Below are 16,931 nucleotides of genomic sequence, written 5' to 3'. Positions count from 1 at the left end.
AATTCCTGTGGCATGCTATCAATCTCTATCCTCAACTTTGAAGCAGCTTCATCGATAAGATCAATAGCCTTATCCGGCAAAAATCTTTCTGTGATATATCGATCGGAGAGTGTGGCAGCTGCAATAATAGCTGAATCTTGTATGCGCACACCATGATGAACTTCATACTTTTCTTTTAATCCTCGCAATATTGCGATCGTATCCTCAACAGATGGCTGATCAACGACAATTGGCTGAAATCGCCTCTCAAGAGCAGGATCTTTTTCAATATATTTCTTATACTCATCTAAAGTTGTGGCACCAACACAACGCAATGTGCCTCTAGCTAATGCTGGTTTAAGCATATTACCTGCATCCATAGATCCTTCTGTTTTTCCCGCTCCAACAATTGTGTGCAATTCATCAATAAAAAGAATAATCTGCCCCTGAGCAGATTCTATTTCCTTTAGCACTGCTTTCAATCGATCCTCAAATTCACCCCGAAATTTTGCGCCTGCAATCAAAGCACCCATATCCAAAGCAATAACTTTTTTATTTTTTAGCCCTTCAGAAACATCTCCTTCATAAATTCTTTGTGCCAAACCTTCAACAATCGCCGTCTTGCCAACACCAGGCTCACCAATTAAAATTGGATTATTTTTTGTTCTTCGTGAAAGCACCTGAACAATACGCCTTATCTCTTCATCGCGCCCAATAACAGGATCTATTTTACCTTGCTGCGCAAGGGCTGTTAAATCTCTTCCGTATTTTTCTAGCGCTTGATATTTGTCTTCTGGATTCATATCAGTCACCTTCTGTCCCCCTCTTATTTGTTTGATAATATTTAAAATAGCCTCTTTCTCTACGCCATGCTTTCTTAATTGTATGCTTATAATTGTTTTTTCATCTTGAAACAATGCTAAAAAAATATGTTCGAGTGCAACAAACTCATCAGTCATGCTAGATGCAATTTTTTGAGCATCAATTAATACGTTATTTAAAACATTAGACAAAAATGGCTTCTGACCTCCCTGCACAACTGCCTTTTTCTCCAATTCAACCTCTATTTCTTTAAGAATTTCAGAAACAGGTATGTTAAATTTATCCAAAAATGAAACAATTAAACTGCCTTCTGCTTTGAGCAAAGCATAAGTCAAATGCTCTGGCTCAATTTGTTGATGACCAATCTGAGATGCAAACTCTACTGCTTTCTGAATAGCTTCTTGACTTTTATGCGTAAACTTTTCAAAATCAACTGCCACGGGTCCCTCTCCTTTTTAATTTATTTAAACTTTACAGTAATAACAAGATCACCATTATGATCACATGTTGGGCAAGGATTGCCCATTCCCCTTAATTTCATTTTTTGGCCATTTTTTGTATTCGGATGAATTTTTAGTGTTATTTTCTTCCCAGTGTTCAAATTAAATTTGACATCTCCACTTTTTATCACAATATCTCTAGGAATGTCAAGAGAAGCATAAATATTACTATCAATCTTTTCTTGCGAAATATTATTTTTAGATCGATATGTTGCATATCATTGCAGCACCAGTCGTTCTTTTCAAATCTTAATAAAAATTTAGCCTTCTATCTTTTCCATAGGCTGCTTACAGCAAACGAGCTCTCCTCCGCCAACTTTCGTAACTACAACTTCATTTCCGCAAACATCACAACGGTACTTTTCATCAACTTCTTTAACGCTCATTGAATCCTCCTTTTGAATAAAATTCTTTTAATATTCTATAAGCAAAAAATGGCGCTTACTTATAAGCGCCATTTTATTCCCATTATTTTTTACAGTAAAACCTTAAGCTTAATAACGCTTTTAGTTGATTACTCAATAGTAATCGCCGCAGCCGGACATGCATCTGCAGCAGATTTGCATTTATCTTCTAGTTCTTTAGGAACCTCTTCTAATTGAACCGCTGCTTTTTCACCTTCCATTTTAAAAACCTCTGGACATGTATCAACACAATCTTGACTTCCAACGCAAACGTCTTGATTAACTTTTACTTTCATCTATAGTTCCTTTCTTTAATATTCTATGAATCAATACATACATACTATTCCTATTGTAAAATAACGCAAGCGAAATCACCCCCCTGAGATTTTGGAAAAATAAAAGTATTTTAAGAAAGAAACCAAAAAGAATCAATTGTACCAAAGTATAACATGGAAAAACTAGTAAAGGATAGAATCAATCGGCTAAAAAAAAAGGGGCTGCCACTTCTACTATAAGTCTATGCATCCCTAAGTCTAAGTTAAAAACGGTTTAAATTATTATAAGTTAAAAACGGTTTAAATTATTTAGTTTAAATTATTTATAAATTATTTATGTATTTATTGTTTACATATTATATTCAACCTTTTGGAGTTCAATCTCAAACAATCTATCATTCTTGAATTTCATCTTTCCCCATTGATAATACCACTCCAACTCCTTCTTTTTTAATCTATCTCCCTTGAACATCCACAACTCTTCACTGCCAGATAACTTCTCTATTTCTGTGGGATTGCCAACTAATAACTTTACTTGCTCCTTATCCATACCTTTTTGTACTTTCAATTCCTTCAGCGATTCTTTAATACTCTTTTCAATTAGAGGATTTGCGAGAATATATTCCTCAATCCTTTTTCTAACATGATATGGCGTGCGAGAATATGAAATCCATTTCCTATTGTGGTTTATGACAATATCATCCTGAAATGTGATTTTGCTTATACGATTATTTAATATACGATACCTATTCTTTGCATTACTGCTTGGATATTCATCATAAATCCAAAGCTCAGTATTATTTTTTTTATGTATCTTTTCCGAAGGCTCACCCAAAACCATTAAAACTTCTTCTTTGTTCATATCTTCTTCGGCCTTGAGAGTTTTCAGAGAACATTCTTTTGCCCAAGAAACATTTTGCTCCTTGCTTAGATATTCTTCAACTTTCTTAAGAGCGAGCAATTCCTCTTCACCTGAAAAACCAAACCACGTCCTATAAACTGAAACTAAGCTGGGATGTTCAATAGTAACTTTAGCACCCATGATATATTCTTCTAAACTAGTACACCCACTCAACAAAAATACTATTAACATTATGTAAATTAAATTTTTCATCCCCTCTCCTATTATTTAGATTCTTTATAATTTAAGAATAGCAGGGATACGCATATCCAAGAAATCAAGATAACAAACTTTTGCACTCTTCTAAGAGTTTTTGTGCGGTTGTAAGATTTTTATCAGAGATTTCCCCAAAACCTTGTTTTAGAAATGTTGAAAATCCTTTGAGCTTTTGACGGTAACTCGCTTGATTAAGATCAACAAATGCCATAGTCCAATCTGAAAAACTTCGCTCCTGAACTGGTTCATCCCAAAATAAGATAACGCTCAAATGACGGTTATCCTTTCGAATCTTTTGAAAAAGATTTAAAACAACTTCTTTTTCTCCTTCTAAAATTTGTAAGAAATGTTTTTTATAATAAACAAGCATGCCTGTAATATTTAAAATCTGATTGTTTTTTCGACTTTGATCTAAAAGATTGGCCAACTCTTGTTGCGTATACGGATGCGATTCAACACTAACATATAACAATTGATGAAACATACATTGTCCTCTCTTAATAGTTTTATACCTATCTTGTTTCAGGTTGATATATTATTGGGCGTCCCGCAAAATGATAATTCTCGCCAATCGCTCGTCTTTCCATTTTTCCTAATTCTTCTGCAAAATTCCGTTTTCCACTTGCAATGTCAGGTGGCTGAATCTCTTTAAATTTAAGGCCAAATTGTTTTCTATAATGCGCATAGTGCTTAGTCATGATCGAATAAATCCTATTTAATTTTGAAGGCCTCCTGATTAACCGCATAACATCAGACTTCCATGCAGAGATAAAATCATCGTCGATCTTCTTTGGAGCGTTAGCTAATCTTTGTCCAATTGCAGTTGCTTCTGGGACATCAACTTCCTGACAAATAAACTTAAATATATGCCAGATCTCATACAATTCTTTCTTTGTTTTAATCTTTTGACGTTTTAACCAAACAAACGCATGTAGTCGTCGAGTCCAATCCCACCATTTCCAAGGACTTTCTAAATCAATAGCCGGAATTAAAAATAGGTCTTCTTTTAAAAGCAAAGACCCAAAAATACCCGGAGGCTTGCCAAGTCGTTCGTTTTTCAAGGTTGTTCGATAGACACCACAAGAAGGACTGCCCTCCATAAAAAGATACGCTTCAACATCGGCTCTTTTAATGATGTCCAGAGAAATCAAAGCCCCTCTTTTTACAGAATCACCAACATCTTTTCCGTTTCTATTCTTCATTCTTGCCTTATCATCCCAGAAATCATTCCCATTTCCAGACACCAATTTCATAGGTAATCTGGGAACTCCAAGCCCACTATTAACTTCAGGACAAACAGGTGTCCAAGAGTAATCAAGCTGCTGTCTTTCAAGCAGACTTACTCTGTCCCAGCCAACATGATTCCAGCGCACCTTCGCACCAAAATTACAAGCACTGATCCCAATACGAATTTTTTCTCTAAGAACACAATTCATATTTTATCCTTTCGCCCCTTTGACCTTATCTATATATTTTTCAATATCAAACTTATTTTTGCATCCATTATAGTTCATATAACGAATCTTTCCAAAAATAGCGCGCTCACCCCATGCCCTATCGTGCACACCAGCAATAGACCAAGCAATACCAGCATAACCATTTGGGTCACGGCCATCTAACTCATACTTATCATTTAAATAAAGCGCTATTTCAAAAGCCTTCTTAAGGCTCGGCGTCCATTCCAAAATCTTCTTAGCCCAATACATGCGCATAAACCCGTGCATCTTGCCAGATTTAACCATTTCCATTTGCGCTGCATTCCATAAATCATCGTGCGTCTTAGCACTTTCAAGCTCTTTTAAAGCATAACAATATTCTCTTTTATCTTTACGATGCTCCAACAAAGTCTTTTGAACCCAAGCTGGCGCACCTTTAATAGAATCATAATCTTTATTGTAAAAACAAAAATTATCTGACAATTCCCGACGAACGATAAGTTCTTCTAAAAATGCCTGCTTGGAATTTTCATTTGCTTTCGCGCGCAAAACCAAAAGAGCCACGCGCTGCGCTGAAAGCTGTCCAAAATGCAAATAAGGCGAAAGATTGGATTGCCCATCCAAACAAGGATCGTTTCGGTTCTCATTATAATCTGATAATTTTTTAGAAATAAAATTCTTGAGCGCAATTGCAGCATTCTTCTCGCCAGGCAAAGTCCACTTCACCTCATCAACTCGATTATCCACTTTTAGAAAAGAAAAACATTGTGCCATATTGATAGAAGATAACTTTTTATCAAAGGGAAAAGGGTGTTTTTTAACACGAGGAAAATCTTCCAAAAAATGAGGAAGCAAACGATTAATCTTTGGCCTTAATGTGTACGCGCCAAATTCTTGTTTAGGTGAAGCAAGCCAGCAAGGAATAATATTATGGGCATCAACTTCATGAAAAGGAATATCGATCAAGCGCGCAATCGCATCTTTCCACGCGCGCTTAACTTTCAGCGGATCAAAATCAGTGACAAGAGCGCCAACTTTATATTTTTTTATAAAATTTAGAATTTCCTCATCAGGACTACCTAAAAGAAGGAAAAAAGAAATGTTTTTTTCCTCCAAACCTTTTTGAACCTCAACAAGTCCTTTAAGCATAAAAGCATAATGCCGTTTTTGAGCATTCAGAAAATTTGACGCAAGACAAAACACAACAATCAGAGGAACTTTATTTTTCAAAGCAATTTCTTGAGCATGCAACAGCGCCCAATTATCTTCAATACGCTGATCCCTGCTCATCCAATAGCAAATGGGCCCTTTTTGAAAGCCACCTTCATGAATCAATCTAATTCTTTTGCAATTCATATTCAACAAGAAACCTTTCAAAATCCGGATTCATCGGACAGCCCAATTTTCGAACAACCTGACCATGCCGATATGCTTCTTCCTTTAACCCCGTATATAGAAAATGTAACAAACCAAGATTATAATGAGTTTCACATAAATAAGGATTGATGGATAGCGCTTTTTGGTATTGAAATCCTGCCTTTACAATTTCCTTTTTTCTTTCATAAGCGTTTCCTAAGTTTGTATAAATGCTAGCATTTTCTGGCAAAACATATAAAGCGGCATTAAAAAGTTCAATGGCTTTATCATAATAACCTTTAAGCTTATAGTAATTCGCTAAATTAGAAATATAAACAAAAATAACTTCTTTTTTTGTTAATAGCCTAAAATTTTCAGGATAAATATTCTTTAAATGAACCTGCCGATAAAAAACATCAGGCAAAATCCTTCCATTATTTGTCATTTCCAGGTTTTGATATCCATCCTTCGTCTTTTGCCTAACAAAAAAATGACCCGGCAAAACTATTCCGAATGCCTCAACATTCAACTGCTCTAATGCTCTTCTTAATAACACTAGTGAAAGCGACCAAGGCATCATTGCCGACAAGATGACCGTATTCATCGTTGACTCTTTTAAAATAATCGACATCAACCATAATCATACTAAAACTTTTTTGATAACGATTTGAACGAGCAATCTCGTTTTCTAAAAATTCCATGGTTGATCTAAAATTCACACAGCCTGTAAGCTCATCGTGGCTAGCCAAAACTTTCAGCTTTTCTTCTGCTTCCTTACGATACTGAATTTCAGCGTTAAGCTGTTTATTAATAATTTTTTCTATTGTTGATGCCTCCTCAAGCTTTATTAGTGTTTTCTTTAAAAACGCTAATAAATAAACAGTTGCGATAAAAAAACTAATGTTTAAAGAAAAATTCCAACAATAAACCCAAAGACTCGCATGCTTGGGAACTATGATTGTATCAATGGAGAGTTCGGACAAGGTAACCACGAATGCCATAAGAATTCCTACATTCTTTCCAGCAAACCAAACAGCTATGGCAACGGGAAGAAGATAAAACTCAAACATGAAGAAATCTAAGATTACATAATCGACAAAACCTATCAAAAGAGAGAGCAGAATTCCTGATAATATAAAGAATGATTTATTTTGCTTATGAAGATATTCTAAAAAATTAGCTGTAAACTTTGTCATAATTATATTATACAACTTTTCTAAAAATCAACAAAAAGAAAGAAACAATCTGAACCAAGCATGAATAAACAATTTCTGGACAATGATTTATAAACTTTCTAATTAAGTGTGCATCCGCAGAACTTAATTAATTTCTAAGATTATTAAAATTACTGAATAGAATGAGAGGAAACACTGTATCCAAGAACCTCTCTTTTTTTATTAAAAAATATATTAGTAATCCTAACATCCTTATAATAAACATCAATCCCCAAAACTTGAATAGTGCGCTTTGCCTGAACGCTTTTTTCATGAAGCGGCTCAATATAAGTCCAAGTTGTTGCTGGGGCAACATTAGTTTTTAATGTCTTTGTTAACTGGTCAAGCAAAGGAAGCTTTGACAATTCACTCTCGACGCTTGAAGCTTCATATCGAGATATAATCTGCGGGTCCCCAAATAGTTTCCGCACATCCTCGTCTGTGCTTTCATTAATTTTTATGTCCTCTTCTAAGAACTTCTTAATATTCTTAACGGATAGATAATTTTCAATAGGCATATTTGTCGCACAGCCAATTATAAAAATACACGCAAATAACAACAAATACAGTTTTTTCATCACCTTCTCCTTTTTCAACATTTTAGCATAGCAAAAAACTTTGAGAAAATCTTTTAGAATTAAAAAATGGCATGGGTAGCGATCTCCAATGAGCACGGAATCTCGCAGAAACGTCAGCAGGAAAAGAAAAAAAGAAAAAGAAAAAGGGGACAGTCCCCGTTTGGGGACACCACGAAAAAGGGGACAGTCCCCGTTTGGGGACACCACTACTACCTCTCTGTCCCTTTTTAGGGGCTGTCCCTTTCTTTTCTACAAAATTTATTCTTTATTCTGCCAAAAACCCAAGAAATCACCTATAAATTTCTGCCAAACCCTTATCCATCAAGAGCTGATTTAAATACTCGCCATCCTTTGCTACAGCGCCTGCATCGCTCTCGCCTTCCTTAAAAAATATATCCGCGAGATAACGATCGTATTTATCTGACTTCGATGTTTTGACAATAATAAAAACACAATTCCTTAAAACATCTTCGACAAAGCTTTTTGCTTTCACGCCCATAACAGTATCCATTTCCGGCGCATCGATGCCTTTTAGGCGAAGCTTCTGTCTTGACCAGATCCCAAATCCGCAATCCACATTGCACACAAGCGTATCGCCGTCAACAACTCTTTCAACATGCGCCTTAAAAGTATAAAGATTATCTTTTAAAACATCTTTGGTGTATTTTATCCTGTAGTAATCATTTTCCTTAAAAGAAACAATAATGCGCTTGTTCTCAAGCAGCCCATCATGCTTGGGCGGGACAATGCGATTCTCAAATCCGCAATCAACAACAATGCTGGCTTTTCTCTTATCCACATAGCTGACTTTCATTAGCCGATAATGATACAAAACTCCTCGCACAGGTTTTGCCAATTTGCCTTTAGGTGTTTTGGAATCAAGCTTATCTTGTTTTAAAAATCCGAGCAATTCTTTAAAATTAATATCTTCTTTAACAATGCGCTTTTGCCAGTACGCTCTTTTTTTATCAGAGTCTAAAGACAACAAAGCCCTGTAATGCGACCAGCTAATCGGTATTTTAAAATCAAGCGATGGAAACACACTAAAAAGTTGATGGCACTGCTGAAGAGTACGCTGGTGAATATTCAAATCTTTGGAAAGCTTACACGTAAGCGCGGTGAGATAATTTTGAGGATTCTTTTTTAGATAAACATCAATGCCTTTGCCGATATTCCAATAAGTAATGACCAATTGTCGCTCGAAACTATTCTGGGAAATTTTAAGCTGTTTTTGTAAATGGGTTAGGAGGGTTTTGTAGGTTTGAGGTATTATTTGCGTCTTGGGCATGGAGGTATTTTAGATGAGGAAAAAGAATGTGTCAATAACAGGACACTTCTAATGTAAGTTTATATAAGGCTAGGGGTAAAGTAGAAACGGTCTAACTTATTAATATAAGGCTAGGGGTAAAGTAGAAACGGTCTAACTTATTAAGTAGAAACGGTCTAACTTATTTAACTTATTCTAACTTATTCTGGATTTGAAGCCGGCCCTATTGGCCCGGCACTTCCTCTCTGTGCCTATTGGCACAGTGTCGGTCGCCGAGGTTCAAATCATCCTCAATTATGTACAAAAAGGGTCACCCTTTTGGGTGACCCTTTTTGACATGGTTGCGGGGACTGGATTTGAACCAGCGACCTTCAGGTTATGCTTGCCAACTACGGCTTTCGCCGCCCCTAACATTAGGTCAAGGTTTGTGGTCTGGACTATACCTTCATCCTTCTCGATGAGTTAGGATGCCTGCCATCTAGTCTCTACACCTTCCTAGCATTCCTGCTAGGCTTGGCTCGGTATTGCCAGTTAAGGTTTCACCGAATTTGACAGGTTTCACTAATCCATTACTGGACTAGCAGCCCACAAAAGGACAACAAATCCCATCTCTCTCTAAATTTAGCTGACTTTGGAGGTCGTTGCCGCTTACCTTCCTCGACAAAACTAATGCTACTAGCATAGTTATTAAAAACCTCTACAGGCATAATATAAAAAACCTGCTTATCGCTAAGATAGATTATTGCAAAATCAAAATCTTGATTCGAATATTTCTTTCGAATCATTTTGCGTCGGTTTGTTTTTGTTCTCCTTGCATCCACTAAATGCATTTTCTTATCTTTGCTATACCATGCACTTTTAACTTGAATGCGAATTAATCGTCCTTCTTGATCTATAGCAAGATCATAGGCAAGACGATCACCAAAAGGCTTTAGAACATTAAACCCTTTTTCGAGGAGCTTCAAAATAACCGCAGATTCTGCAATGTCTGATTTGAGCTTTGTATCCATTATTGAGCCTGACGAGCTACCGGGCTGCTCTACCCCGCGTTTCTTCTCGATGGAATATTAAGGAAAACGCTTAGACAATTTTCTCGAAAATTCGAAAATTAGCCCAACGCACTTCTCCTTTATCCACCAAATTTTTATAAAGAACAATTTTATTCGACCTCGACATCCTTCAGGCACGAGATGAATTCAGTTATAAAATTTATATCATTTACACTCTATAAATTTTGACTTCATTTAAATACTATACACTAAATACAGAATGCTAGATACTAATTTTATTCTGGCACAACTCTATAAACTGTTTCGCCTTTACGAATAAGACCCATTTCTTCTCGACCCACTTTTTCTAAATACTCTGGATCATCATTAAGGCGTCTAAGCTCTTCGGTCAAACGAGCCTTTTTTTCTTCCAAATCTTCAATCTGTCCTTGATACTGCAAATTTCTATTTTTCAGCTCTTGCATCTTTTGGTAAGATGGCAAAAAAATAACAAGTATCGAAAGAGCGAAAATAAATAATAAAATGGCGTTTTTGAACATAATTCTGAAAAAGGATTAAAGGGTTAGAGGATTACAGGATTAAAGATTAAAAAAATAAAAACCTTTGCCACTCTAGTCCTTTATTCCTTTGGTCCTTTTTCTATACTATTTTTCCCCACAACGGGCCAGCATAAACAGCTTTATCGCCAAGCTCCTCTTCAATACGAAGAAGTTCATTGTACTTGCAAAGTCGATCTGTTCGAGACAATGATCCTGTTTTGATTTGCCCAACACCTGTTGCTACAGCTAAATGTGCAATCGTAACATCTTCTGTTTCACCAGATCGATGAGAAATAATCGATGTATATTTATTTTCTTTAGCCATTTTGATCGTCTTAAGCGTTTCAGATAAGCTTCCGATCTGATTGACTTTGATCAAAATGGAATTGGCAGCACTCTTCTTGATTCCTTCACCTAAGCGCTTAACATTAGTAACAAACAAATCATCGCCAACAATCTGAATATTGTCGCCAAGCTTTGATGTCATAGCTTGCCAGCCTGCCCAATCATTTTCATCTAGTCCGTCTTCAATAGAGATAACCGGATACTGCTTAATCATATCGCTATAAACATCGATCAGCTCTTCTGCTGAAATATTTTTGCCGTTATACTGATACCCGCCATCTTTATAAAAAGAAGACGAAGCAGAATCAAGTGCAATAAAAATATCTTTGTCTGGCTCATACCCTGCTTTTTTGATCGCTTCGATAATCAACTTTAAAGCATCTTCATTGCTTAATAGGTTTGGGGCAAATCCACCCTCGTCACCAACAGAGGTAGAAAGACCTTTTGATTTTAAAATCGACTTTAAATTATGGAAAACCTCAGTAGCCATACGAAGAGCTTCCTTGAATGTCTGCGCGCCTAAAGGAGCGATCATAAACTCTTGAATATCCAAATTATTATCCGCATGCATACCGCCATTTAGAATATTCATTAAAGGAACAGGCAAAATCTTAGCATCATCTCCACCAAGATATTTATACAAAGGAACTTTTTTGTCAATGGCATCCGCCTTTGCAACCGCCAAAGAAATACCAAGAATCGCATTTGCGCCAAGCTTAGATTTATTTTCTGTTCCGTCTAAATCAATTAAAATCTGATCAATAGCTTCATAATTTGGCTCAAGACCTATAATCTTTTCAGCCATCACAGTATTAACATTGTTAACAGCTTTGGTCACACCTTTTCCCATATACTTAGTCTTGTCTCCATCGCGAAGCTCAACAGCTTCATGCTCGCCGGTAGAAGCCCCTGATGGAACAGCTGCCCGACCCATAACGCCTGTATCAAGATAAACATCAACCTCTACAGTTGGATTTCCTCTAGAATCTAAAATTTGACGTGCTTGAACTTTTGTAATTTTTGACATGTTTGGATGCCCTCCGTAAAATAAAGAAATGATTTAACTAGCTCGTATTATTGAGCTTTGATTTCTATTAAATGTCTAAGAACATTATCATAAATCAATTTTGAAGTCAAGAGCTATCAAATCGATCCTTTTAAAGATATTGTAAGTTGGGCTCTTCAATTGACTTAAGAGAAATGATGTGATATCCTTTTATTCAAGTGCATAGAGAGATCTATCACAAATCAAACACTTATTAAGTGGGGAATTATTCTTATGAAGATGAAAAGATTTATTATTTTTATGAAAATTAATTGGGTCAAAATTCTGGTTATGGCTCTCACGGCCACCGCGGTAATCGCTGCAGGATTTTTTATCTATTATGCGGCCAGCAGCTTTAATCAGCTTGAATCTTTTAGCCAAAGACAAATCGCTGGCCAAATGGCTATCATGCTTCCAATGTTTGTCATCGTATACATGATTACCATGCCCATCATGATGGGGATGCAATACTACATGATGCAAGGCGGTTTTAGCAAGCTTTTTGATACAAAGATTGAAAAAGCTAAAGTCAATGTCAAATGGGACGAAGTCATTGGAATGGAAGGCGCCAAAAAGGAAGCATGGGAAATCGTAAAGCTTCTTAAGGACCGTTCCATGGTCACGGCTATTGGAGGAAAAATCGTCAAAGGAACCATGATGCTCGGGCCTCCTGGATGCGGAAAAACATATCTGGCCAAAGCCATTGCCACCGAATGTGGCCTTCCCTTTATTCCAGCCGTTGGAAGTGAATTTGTTGGAATTTTTGTCGGACAAGGCGTCTCACGTATGAAATCGCTTTTTAAACAGGCACGTGCTCTTGCTAAATTAGAAGGCGGATGTATTATTTTTATTGACGAGATTGATTCTTTTGCCCGTCCTCGCCAAGCAGATAGAGGATTCGGTGGAACAATGTCTATGAATGCGACCATCAACCAATTCTTAACCGAACTTGATGGTTTACGACAACAAGAAAATAATATTGTCGTTATTGCCGCGACAAACGTTGCAGAAAACGAACTTGATTCAGCCATTATGCGCGCAGGACGATTTGACCGAAAAATCCACGTCACGCGTCCAAACCTGAAAGAACGTGAAGAACTTTTTAAATTCTATCTAAAAAAAGTAGACTCTGATGATACAGTTAATCCTGGAATCTTAGCACGCAAAGCTTTATGGTTTTCTCCATCCGATATTGAAAATATGATTCGTGAAGCTAGCATCATCTCGATCCGGGATGGTTTGCGTAAAGTTTCCATGAAAGATTTGTCTGAAGCATATGACAGAATCACTTTTGGTCTAAAATCAAATATCACATTAACAGAAAAAGAAAAAATTTGGACCGCATATCATGAAGCCGGACACGCGGTCATTGCCTACATGCTTCATCCAACCGACGATGTTATCAAAGCAACCATTATCCCTCACAAAGGAGCTCTTGGCTTTGTTTCTCATAGACCATCAGAAGAACTACACAGTAGCAACAAAGATCATCTAATGGCTAATATAAAAGTAAGCATCGCAAGCTATGTTGCTGAAAAACTAAAATTTGGCACAACCTCAAGTGGTGTTGGCGGAGGACAAGGAAGCGATTTTGATACTGCCATGCGCTATGCTCATTATATGGTTTGGCAGCTTGGCATGGGCAAAACCGGTCTTATTGGAGACTTTCACTCTCTGGTTACCCCTTATAGCCAATCTCTAATTAGTGAAAAAACTAAAGAAGTTTTGGACAATGACACTCAAGAAATACTGCACAGCTGCTTAAATGAAGTAACCGATCTTCTTAAAGATAAAATTGATCTTCTTGAAACATTTGCTCAAGAACTTCTGAAAAAAGAAGAACTTGAATACGACGAAATCGAAGATATCTTTAAGAAATTTGGCATAACACCGTTATCGCGAAGTCAGGCACAAAAATAAAATATGACAAAATACTCAAAGAAATTTTGTTGGATATTAATTGTTTTCTGGTTAGCAGGCTTGATGGGCTGTTCTTCCAAAAAGGAAGAACAGCCTCTCTCCCGAATCGAGGCTAAAGAAAAAATCGAGCAAATTTTAGAAAACGATTATGATCTTTCTTCTGTTATAACCTGGACAGGCGATACATTCTGGATTTATGTTCCAGACGAGAATCCTCTTTATTCTATTGCAGGTGGCAAAAAATCAACAAAGCCTGTAAAGAAAAAATACACTCTTCAATACATTGATAGTATTTTTGACAATAACGATTTGAAAATCGAATACGACATCGTTGAAGCCACAAAACTTTCTTCCGGCAATGGCATGTCTACACAATATTCTAAAGAATTTAATACTAAATATCGAAATGTCACCACAGCTATTTCGCGCGTATTCTTTAAGGCTGAAAATCCGCCAAAATTTATTGTTCTTGTTGTTGCCAATATTAAAGATGGGCTTAAAACTACGACAACATTTTATACTGAAGACCTTAAGAAATATCAGGCAGGAGCACTTCCTCCAGACGAATACACCCTTCGCATCCAAACTGAACCATCTGGCGATGAAGCAATTAAAGGTGACGCTAAAGGCACGCACATCGAATACAAAGATATTGACATCAAAGATTTTATTGCTAAGCAAGTAACAACGCGCATTAATTTTAAATTTCAAAATAGCGATTTTCCGCCAGACAAAAATGTTGCTGACGAGATTCTAGACGCTGTTGTCAAAACCATTCATGCCTACGGTTTTGAAGACTTCTCTTCTGTAGTGCTTACTGATTTGCGCGCAAATAGCGAAATCACATTCTCAAAAAAACAAATCAATGCAATTCAAAGCACGCTTCCAAAAGAAAAACCTGCCTCCGCAGGAAAAATCATCACCATTGATTTTTCAGATTTAATGAAAAACACAAAACCAGACAACTCCCAAGATCAAAACTAAGAAAATTAAACATGTTTTTCTCCCTTGGTCGCGGCATTTTCCCACTTAGAGATTCCTGCCATAACATCTTTAAAGCACAATTTGGCTAGTTCATCAAAATCACTCATTAAGATTCTTTGAATGCGTCCAGGCTTCGAATAAAACTCTCTCATACCCCATGCGCCCAATCGTCCTAAATCTTCAATGCTTAGATGATCTGTTGGAATAACAGGATGAAGAAAATCCCATTGAAGCATATCAAGATTATCAGGATCAATCCATCCTCTTTTAATGCCGTCTGCCCAAATAGGAGACCCAGGAGGAGGCGTTAAATATCCGACCCACATCACGTCAGGATCAACCTGATCAGCAAACTCAAAGCGTTTTTTGATAATGGCTTCCGTATCATAATCAAACCCGATCATAATATCGCCAACGATAGCAATATCGTTTTTTCGTAAAATCTCGATTGTTTTGTAAATCTGATAAACAGAAATCCCTTTATCGAGCTTACGCAACTCATCATCACTGGCAACCTCAATGCCAAATACCGCCATAAACATTCCTGCTTTTTTCATTAAAGGAATATCTTTTTCCAAACGCACCCAATCACTGGCACAACCTAAGGAGACCCATTTCATGTCTAAATTTCTTTTAATCTTTTCTTCGCAGAATTCACGCACACGCGTAGGATTAAGATTAAAATTATCTTCCTGAATCACCATGACCTTAGCGCCAAACTTTTTCTCAAGTAATTCTACCTCTTCAATAACACGCTTTGCAGATTTTGCACGCCATCGATTAAAATGTTTAAGCGCTCTAGGATCATGCTCACTCCATTCATAGCAAAACGTGCATCCATGAGTGCATCCACGCGAGGTAACAATTTCAACAAAAGGCTTCCAATAGGTGTGTCCTATATATTTATCCATAGGAAACAAATCATAGGCCGGAAGCGGCAAAACATCCAAGTCTTTAATTAATTCTCGAATCGGACCGAAAACAACTTCATCACCTTTACGGCTTGCAAGTCCTGAAATGCTATCAAATGATGTCTTTTTTTGATTTAACGCATCCATTAGTTCATTAAAAGTAATCTCCCCTTCGCCCATCACAACAAAATCAATAGCCGGATTCTTGATTAGCGTTTCTTTGCTAAGATAAGAATACCAAAGTCCGCCAACAACAATCACGACATTCGGGAGCATCGCTTTAATCGCTTTAGCCGAATCATTAAAATATTTCTGAACCGCAAACCCTCCATAAGAATGAAGAATGTCCCCTAAAACAACAACCTGCGGATTCTTTTGTTTAACGGTATCAAGCATCTGATCAAAAGAAATCTCAAGGGCTTTGCAGTCCAAAACTTCAGGGACAATGGTTCCTTTTTCTCTGGCATAAGCCGCCCAATGCGCGTGCATTTGATTAGGGGCCACATGATGCCCATGGGTGGCCCATGATCCTAAATTGGGTGTTAAAAATAACGCCTTCATAAAAACCTCCTCATTTATTTTTTTAATTATTTATTTTTTAACAGCGAGAATCCCTTTAGACCAAATATCCAAAACGCTTTCCAAGGCTTCTTTAAAGGAAATCTTATCGCTGGATAAAAACTCAGGATTAATAATACTGTTAATGGCTCCCAAATAAGCACGCACCGCGATGGCAGTGTTAACACTTCGAAATTCTTTCTTTTTAATCCCCTTTTTAATCAGCTTTTCAACATCCATAATCTTCTCTGTTCGAAACGTAACAAAATCTGACCAAAGCGTTGGCAGCTCGCTTTTGATATCCAGCAAGAAATGATCAAACCAAGGAGACAAAGATTCCTGCAAAAATAACGTATTGGCCGCAATAATCCTTAGAGGGTCTTTTTCTTTTTGCTCGATCGCGGTTTGCTCGAGGTTAATACTTTCTTTTAGCCGGACAAAAAGATTTTGGGCAATTTCAGCCTTGCTTTGAAAAAACTTATAGATTGTGTTCTTGCTCATTTTTAAATCTGATGCGATTTCATCCATAGATGTTTTTCGATATCCAAATCGAATCATGCGCGCTTTGGCAGCATCTAAAACTTTTTGCTTTATTGTATTCTTATTCATGAGAAAAACACTCCTTTCTTAATAATACTCAAGAATACTCAATTAGTATCTTGAGTATTCTA

The 16,931-nt window shown here is 36.8% G+C and carries 19 protein-coding genes; 2 read left to right on the top strand and 17 right to left on the bottom strand.

Going from position 1 to position 16,931, the window contains the following annotated elements:
* The 15 genes from PHY73_01385 to eno all read right to left on the bottom strand — a co-directional run.
* The coding region (locus PHY73_01385) for a Clp protease N-terminal domain-containing protein (GenBank protein ID MDD3374361.1) at positions 1 to 1,241 on the bottom strand (1,241 nt) is incomplete at its 3' end.
* Between the two features lie 20 nt (positions 1,242 to 1,261).
* A complete protein-coding gene (locus tag PHY73_01380; protein MDD3374360.1) occupies positions 1,262 to 1,432 on the bottom strand; it encodes a DnaJ C-terminal domain-containing protein in 171 nt (56 codons plus the stop codon).
* Between the two features lie 129 nt (positions 1,433 to 1,561).
* Positions 1,562 to 1,687, bottom strand: a complete 126-nt coding sequence (locus PHY73_01375) for a desulfoferrodoxin FeS4 iron-binding domain-containing protein (GenBank protein ID MDD3374359.1) — start codon at positions 1,685 to 1,687, stop codon at positions 1,562 to 1,564.
* 128 nt (positions 1,688 to 1,815) lie between these two features.
* A complete protein-coding gene (locus PHY73_01370; protein MDD3374358.1) occupies positions 1,816 to 2,001 on the bottom strand; it encodes a ferredoxin in 186 nt (61 codons plus the stop codon).
* 328 nt (positions 2,002 to 2,329) lie between these two features.
* Positions 2,330 to 3,094 carry a hypothetical protein gene (locus PHY73_01365; GenBank protein MDD3374357.1) on the bottom strand — a complete coding sequence of 255 codons (765 nt, stop codon included), beginning with the start codon at positions 3,092 to 3,094 and terminating at the stop codon, positions 2,330 to 2,332.
* A 64-nt stretch (positions 3,095 to 3,158) separates the two neighbouring features.
* The gene (locus PHY73_01360; GenBank protein MDD3374356.1) at positions 3,159 to 3,581 is read right to left on the bottom strand and encodes a BLUF domain-containing protein; all 423 of its coding nucleotides are present in this window, start codon (positions 3,579 to 3,581) and stop codon (positions 3,159 to 3,161) included.
* A 28-nt stretch (positions 3,582 to 3,609) separates the two neighbouring features.
* A complete protein-coding gene (locus PHY73_01355) occupies positions 3,610 to 4,533 on the bottom strand; it encodes a DUF523 domain-containing protein (protein ID MDD3374355.1) in 924 nt (307 codons plus the stop codon).
* 3 nt (positions 4,534 to 4,536) lie between these two features.
* On the bottom strand, positions 4,537 to 5,889 hold the full coding sequence (locus PHY73_01350) for a deoxyribodipyrimidine photo-lyase (GenBank protein MDD3374354.1): 1,353 nt from the start codon (positions 5,887 to 5,889) through the stop codon (positions 4,537 to 4,539).
* A complete protein-coding gene (locus tag PHY73_01345) occupies positions 5,870 to 6,445 on the bottom strand; it encodes a tetratricopeptide repeat protein (GenBank protein ID MDD3374353.1) in 576 nt (191 codons plus the stop codon). Before PHY73_01345 ends, PHY73_01350 begins: the two co-directional genes overlap by 20 nt.
* Complete coding sequence (locus PHY73_01340) at positions 6,408 to 7,085, bottom strand: GGDEF domain-containing protein (GenBank protein MDD3374352.1); 678 nt, start codon at positions 7,083 to 7,085, stop codon at positions 6,408 to 6,410. The genes PHY73_01345 and PHY73_01340 overlap by 38 nt, the downstream gene beginning before the upstream one ends.
* Before the next feature lie 149 nt (positions 7,086 to 7,234).
* Positions 7,235 to 7,681 (bottom strand): hypothetical protein, encoded by a 447-nt coding sequence (locus PHY73_01335; GenBank protein MDD3374351.1) that lies wholly within the window; start codon positions 7,679 to 7,681, stop codon positions 7,235 to 7,237.
* A gap of 289 nt (positions 7,682 to 7,970) precedes the next feature.
* Positions 7,971 to 8,969, bottom strand: a complete 999-nt coding sequence (locus PHY73_01330) for a thermonuclease family protein (protein ID MDD3374350.1) — start codon at positions 8,967 to 8,969, stop codon at positions 7,971 to 7,973.
* 548 nt (positions 8,970 to 9,517) lie between these two features.
* A complete protein-coding gene (locus PHY73_01325) occupies positions 9,518 to 9,958 on the bottom strand; it encodes a group I intron-associated PD-(D/E)XK endonuclease (GenBank protein ID MDD3374349.1) in 441 nt (146 codons plus the stop codon).
* Between the two features lie 275 nt (positions 9,959 to 10,233).
* Positions 10,234 to 10,497: a septum formation initiator family protein gene (locus PHY73_01320; GenBank protein MDD3374348.1), complete on the bottom strand. Its 264-nt coding sequence runs from the start codon at positions 10,495 to 10,497 to the stop codon at positions 10,234 to 10,236.
* 100 nt (positions 10,498 to 10,597) lie between these two features.
* Positions 10,598 to 11,869 carry a phosphopyruvate hydratase gene (gene eno, locus PHY73_01315; GenBank protein MDD3374347.1) on the bottom strand — a complete coding sequence of 424 codons (1,272 nt, stop codon included), beginning with the start codon at positions 11,867 to 11,869 and terminating at the stop codon, positions 10,598 to 10,600.
* Between the two features lie 252 nt (positions 11,870 to 12,121).
* On the opposite strand from eno, the gene PHY73_01310 reads away from it, so the two are divergent.
* Positions 12,122 to 13,807 carry an AAA family ATPase gene (locus PHY73_01310; protein MDD3374346.1) on the top strand — a complete coding sequence of 562 codons (1,686 nt, stop codon included), beginning with the start codon at positions 12,122 to 12,124 and terminating at the stop codon, positions 13,805 to 13,807.
* Between the two features lie 3 nt (positions 13,808 to 13,810).
* On the top strand, positions 13,811 to 14,791 hold the full coding sequence (locus tag PHY73_01305; GenBank protein ID MDD3374345.1) for a hypothetical protein: 981 nt from the start codon (positions 13,811 to 13,813) through the stop codon (positions 14,789 to 14,791).
* Positions 14,792 to 14,796: 5 nt separating this feature from the next.
* On the opposite strand, the gene PHY73_01300 is transcribed toward PHY73_01305, so the two are convergent.
* Positions 14,797 to 16,263, bottom strand: a complete 1,467-nt coding sequence (locus PHY73_01300) for a radical SAM protein (GenBank protein ID MDD3374344.1) — start codon at positions 16,261 to 16,263, stop codon at positions 14,797 to 14,799.
* A 30-nt stretch (positions 16,264 to 16,293) separates the two neighbouring features.
* Positions 16,294 to 16,869 carry a TetR/AcrR family transcriptional regulator gene (locus tag PHY73_01295; protein ID MDD3374343.1) on the bottom strand — a complete coding sequence of 192 codons (576 nt, stop codon included), beginning with the start codon at positions 16,867 to 16,869 and terminating at the stop codon, positions 16,294 to 16,296.
* Positions 16,870 to 16,931: the final 62 nt, after the last annotated feature.

The organism is Candidatus Omnitrophota bacterium (assembly GCA_028693815.1).
Taxonomy (GTDB): Bacteria; Omnitrophota; Gorgyraeia; order Zapsychrales; family Aceulaceae; genus Aceula.
The sequence above is the reverse complement of the archived record's forward strand: the minus strand, read 5'-3'. Positions and strand labels throughout refer to the sequence as shown.

Bases quoted from the DNA above. Each gene is read 5' to 3' on its own strand.
- PHY73_01370 (MDD3374358.1), bottom strand. From the start codon at position 2,001: ATGAAAGTAAAAGTTAATCAAGACGTTTGCGTTGGAAGTCAAGATTGT.
- PHY73_01310 (MDD3374346.1), top strand. From the start codon at position 12,122: ATGAAGATGAAAAGATTTATTATTTTTATGAAAATTAATTGGGTCAAA.
- PHY73_01320 (MDD3374348.1), bottom strand. From the start codon at position 10,497: ATGTTCAAAAACGCCATTTTATTATTTATTTTCGCTCTTTCGATACTT.
- eno (MDD3374347.1), bottom strand. From the start codon at position 11,869: ATGTCAAAAATTACAAAAGTTCAAGCACGTCAAATTTTAGATTCTAGA.
- PHY73_01325 (MDD3374349.1), bottom strand. From the start codon at position 9,958: ATGGATACAAAGCTCAAATCAGACATTGCAGAATCTGCGGTTATTTTG.
- PHY73_01300 (MDD3374344.1), bottom strand. From the start codon at position 16,263: ATGAAGGCGTTATTTTTAACACCCAATTTAGGATCATGGGCCACCCAT.
- PHY73_01375 (MDD3374359.1), bottom strand. From the start codon at position 1,687: ATGAGCGTTAAAGAAGTTGATGAAAAGTACCGTTGTGATGTTTGCGGA.
- PHY73_01305 (MDD3374345.1), top strand. From the start codon at position 13,811: ATGACAAAATACTCAAAGAAATTTTGTTGGATATTAATTGTTTTCTGG.
- PHY73_01330 (MDD3374350.1), bottom strand. From the start codon at position 8,969: ATGCCCAAGACGCAAATAATACCTCAAACCTACAAAACCCTCCTAACC.
- PHY73_01360 (MDD3374356.1), bottom strand. From the start codon at position 3,581: ATGTTTCATCAATTGTTATATGTTAGTGTTGAATCGCATCCGTATACG.
- PHY73_01365 (MDD3374357.1), bottom strand. From the start codon at position 3,094: ATGAAAAATTTAATTTACATAATGTTAATAGTATTTTTGTTGAGTGGG.
- PHY73_01340 (MDD3374352.1), bottom strand. From the start codon at position 7,085: ATGACAAAGTTTACAGCTAATTTTTTAGAATATCTTCATAAGCAAAAT.
- PHY73_01295 (MDD3374343.1), bottom strand. From the start codon at position 16,869: ATGAATAAGAATACAATAAAGCAAAAAGTTTTAGATGCTGCCAAAGCG.
- PHY73_01355 (MDD3374355.1), bottom strand. From the start codon at position 4,533: ATGAATTGTGTTCTTAGAGAAAAAATTCGTATTGGGATCAGTGCTTGT.
- PHY73_01350 (MDD3374354.1), bottom strand. From the start codon at position 5,889: ATGAATTGCAAAAGAATTAGATTGATTCATGAAGGTGGCTTTCAAAAA.
- PHY73_01335 (MDD3374351.1), bottom strand. From the start codon at position 7,681: ATGAAAAAACTGTATTTGTTGTTATTTGCGTGTATTTTTATAATTGGC.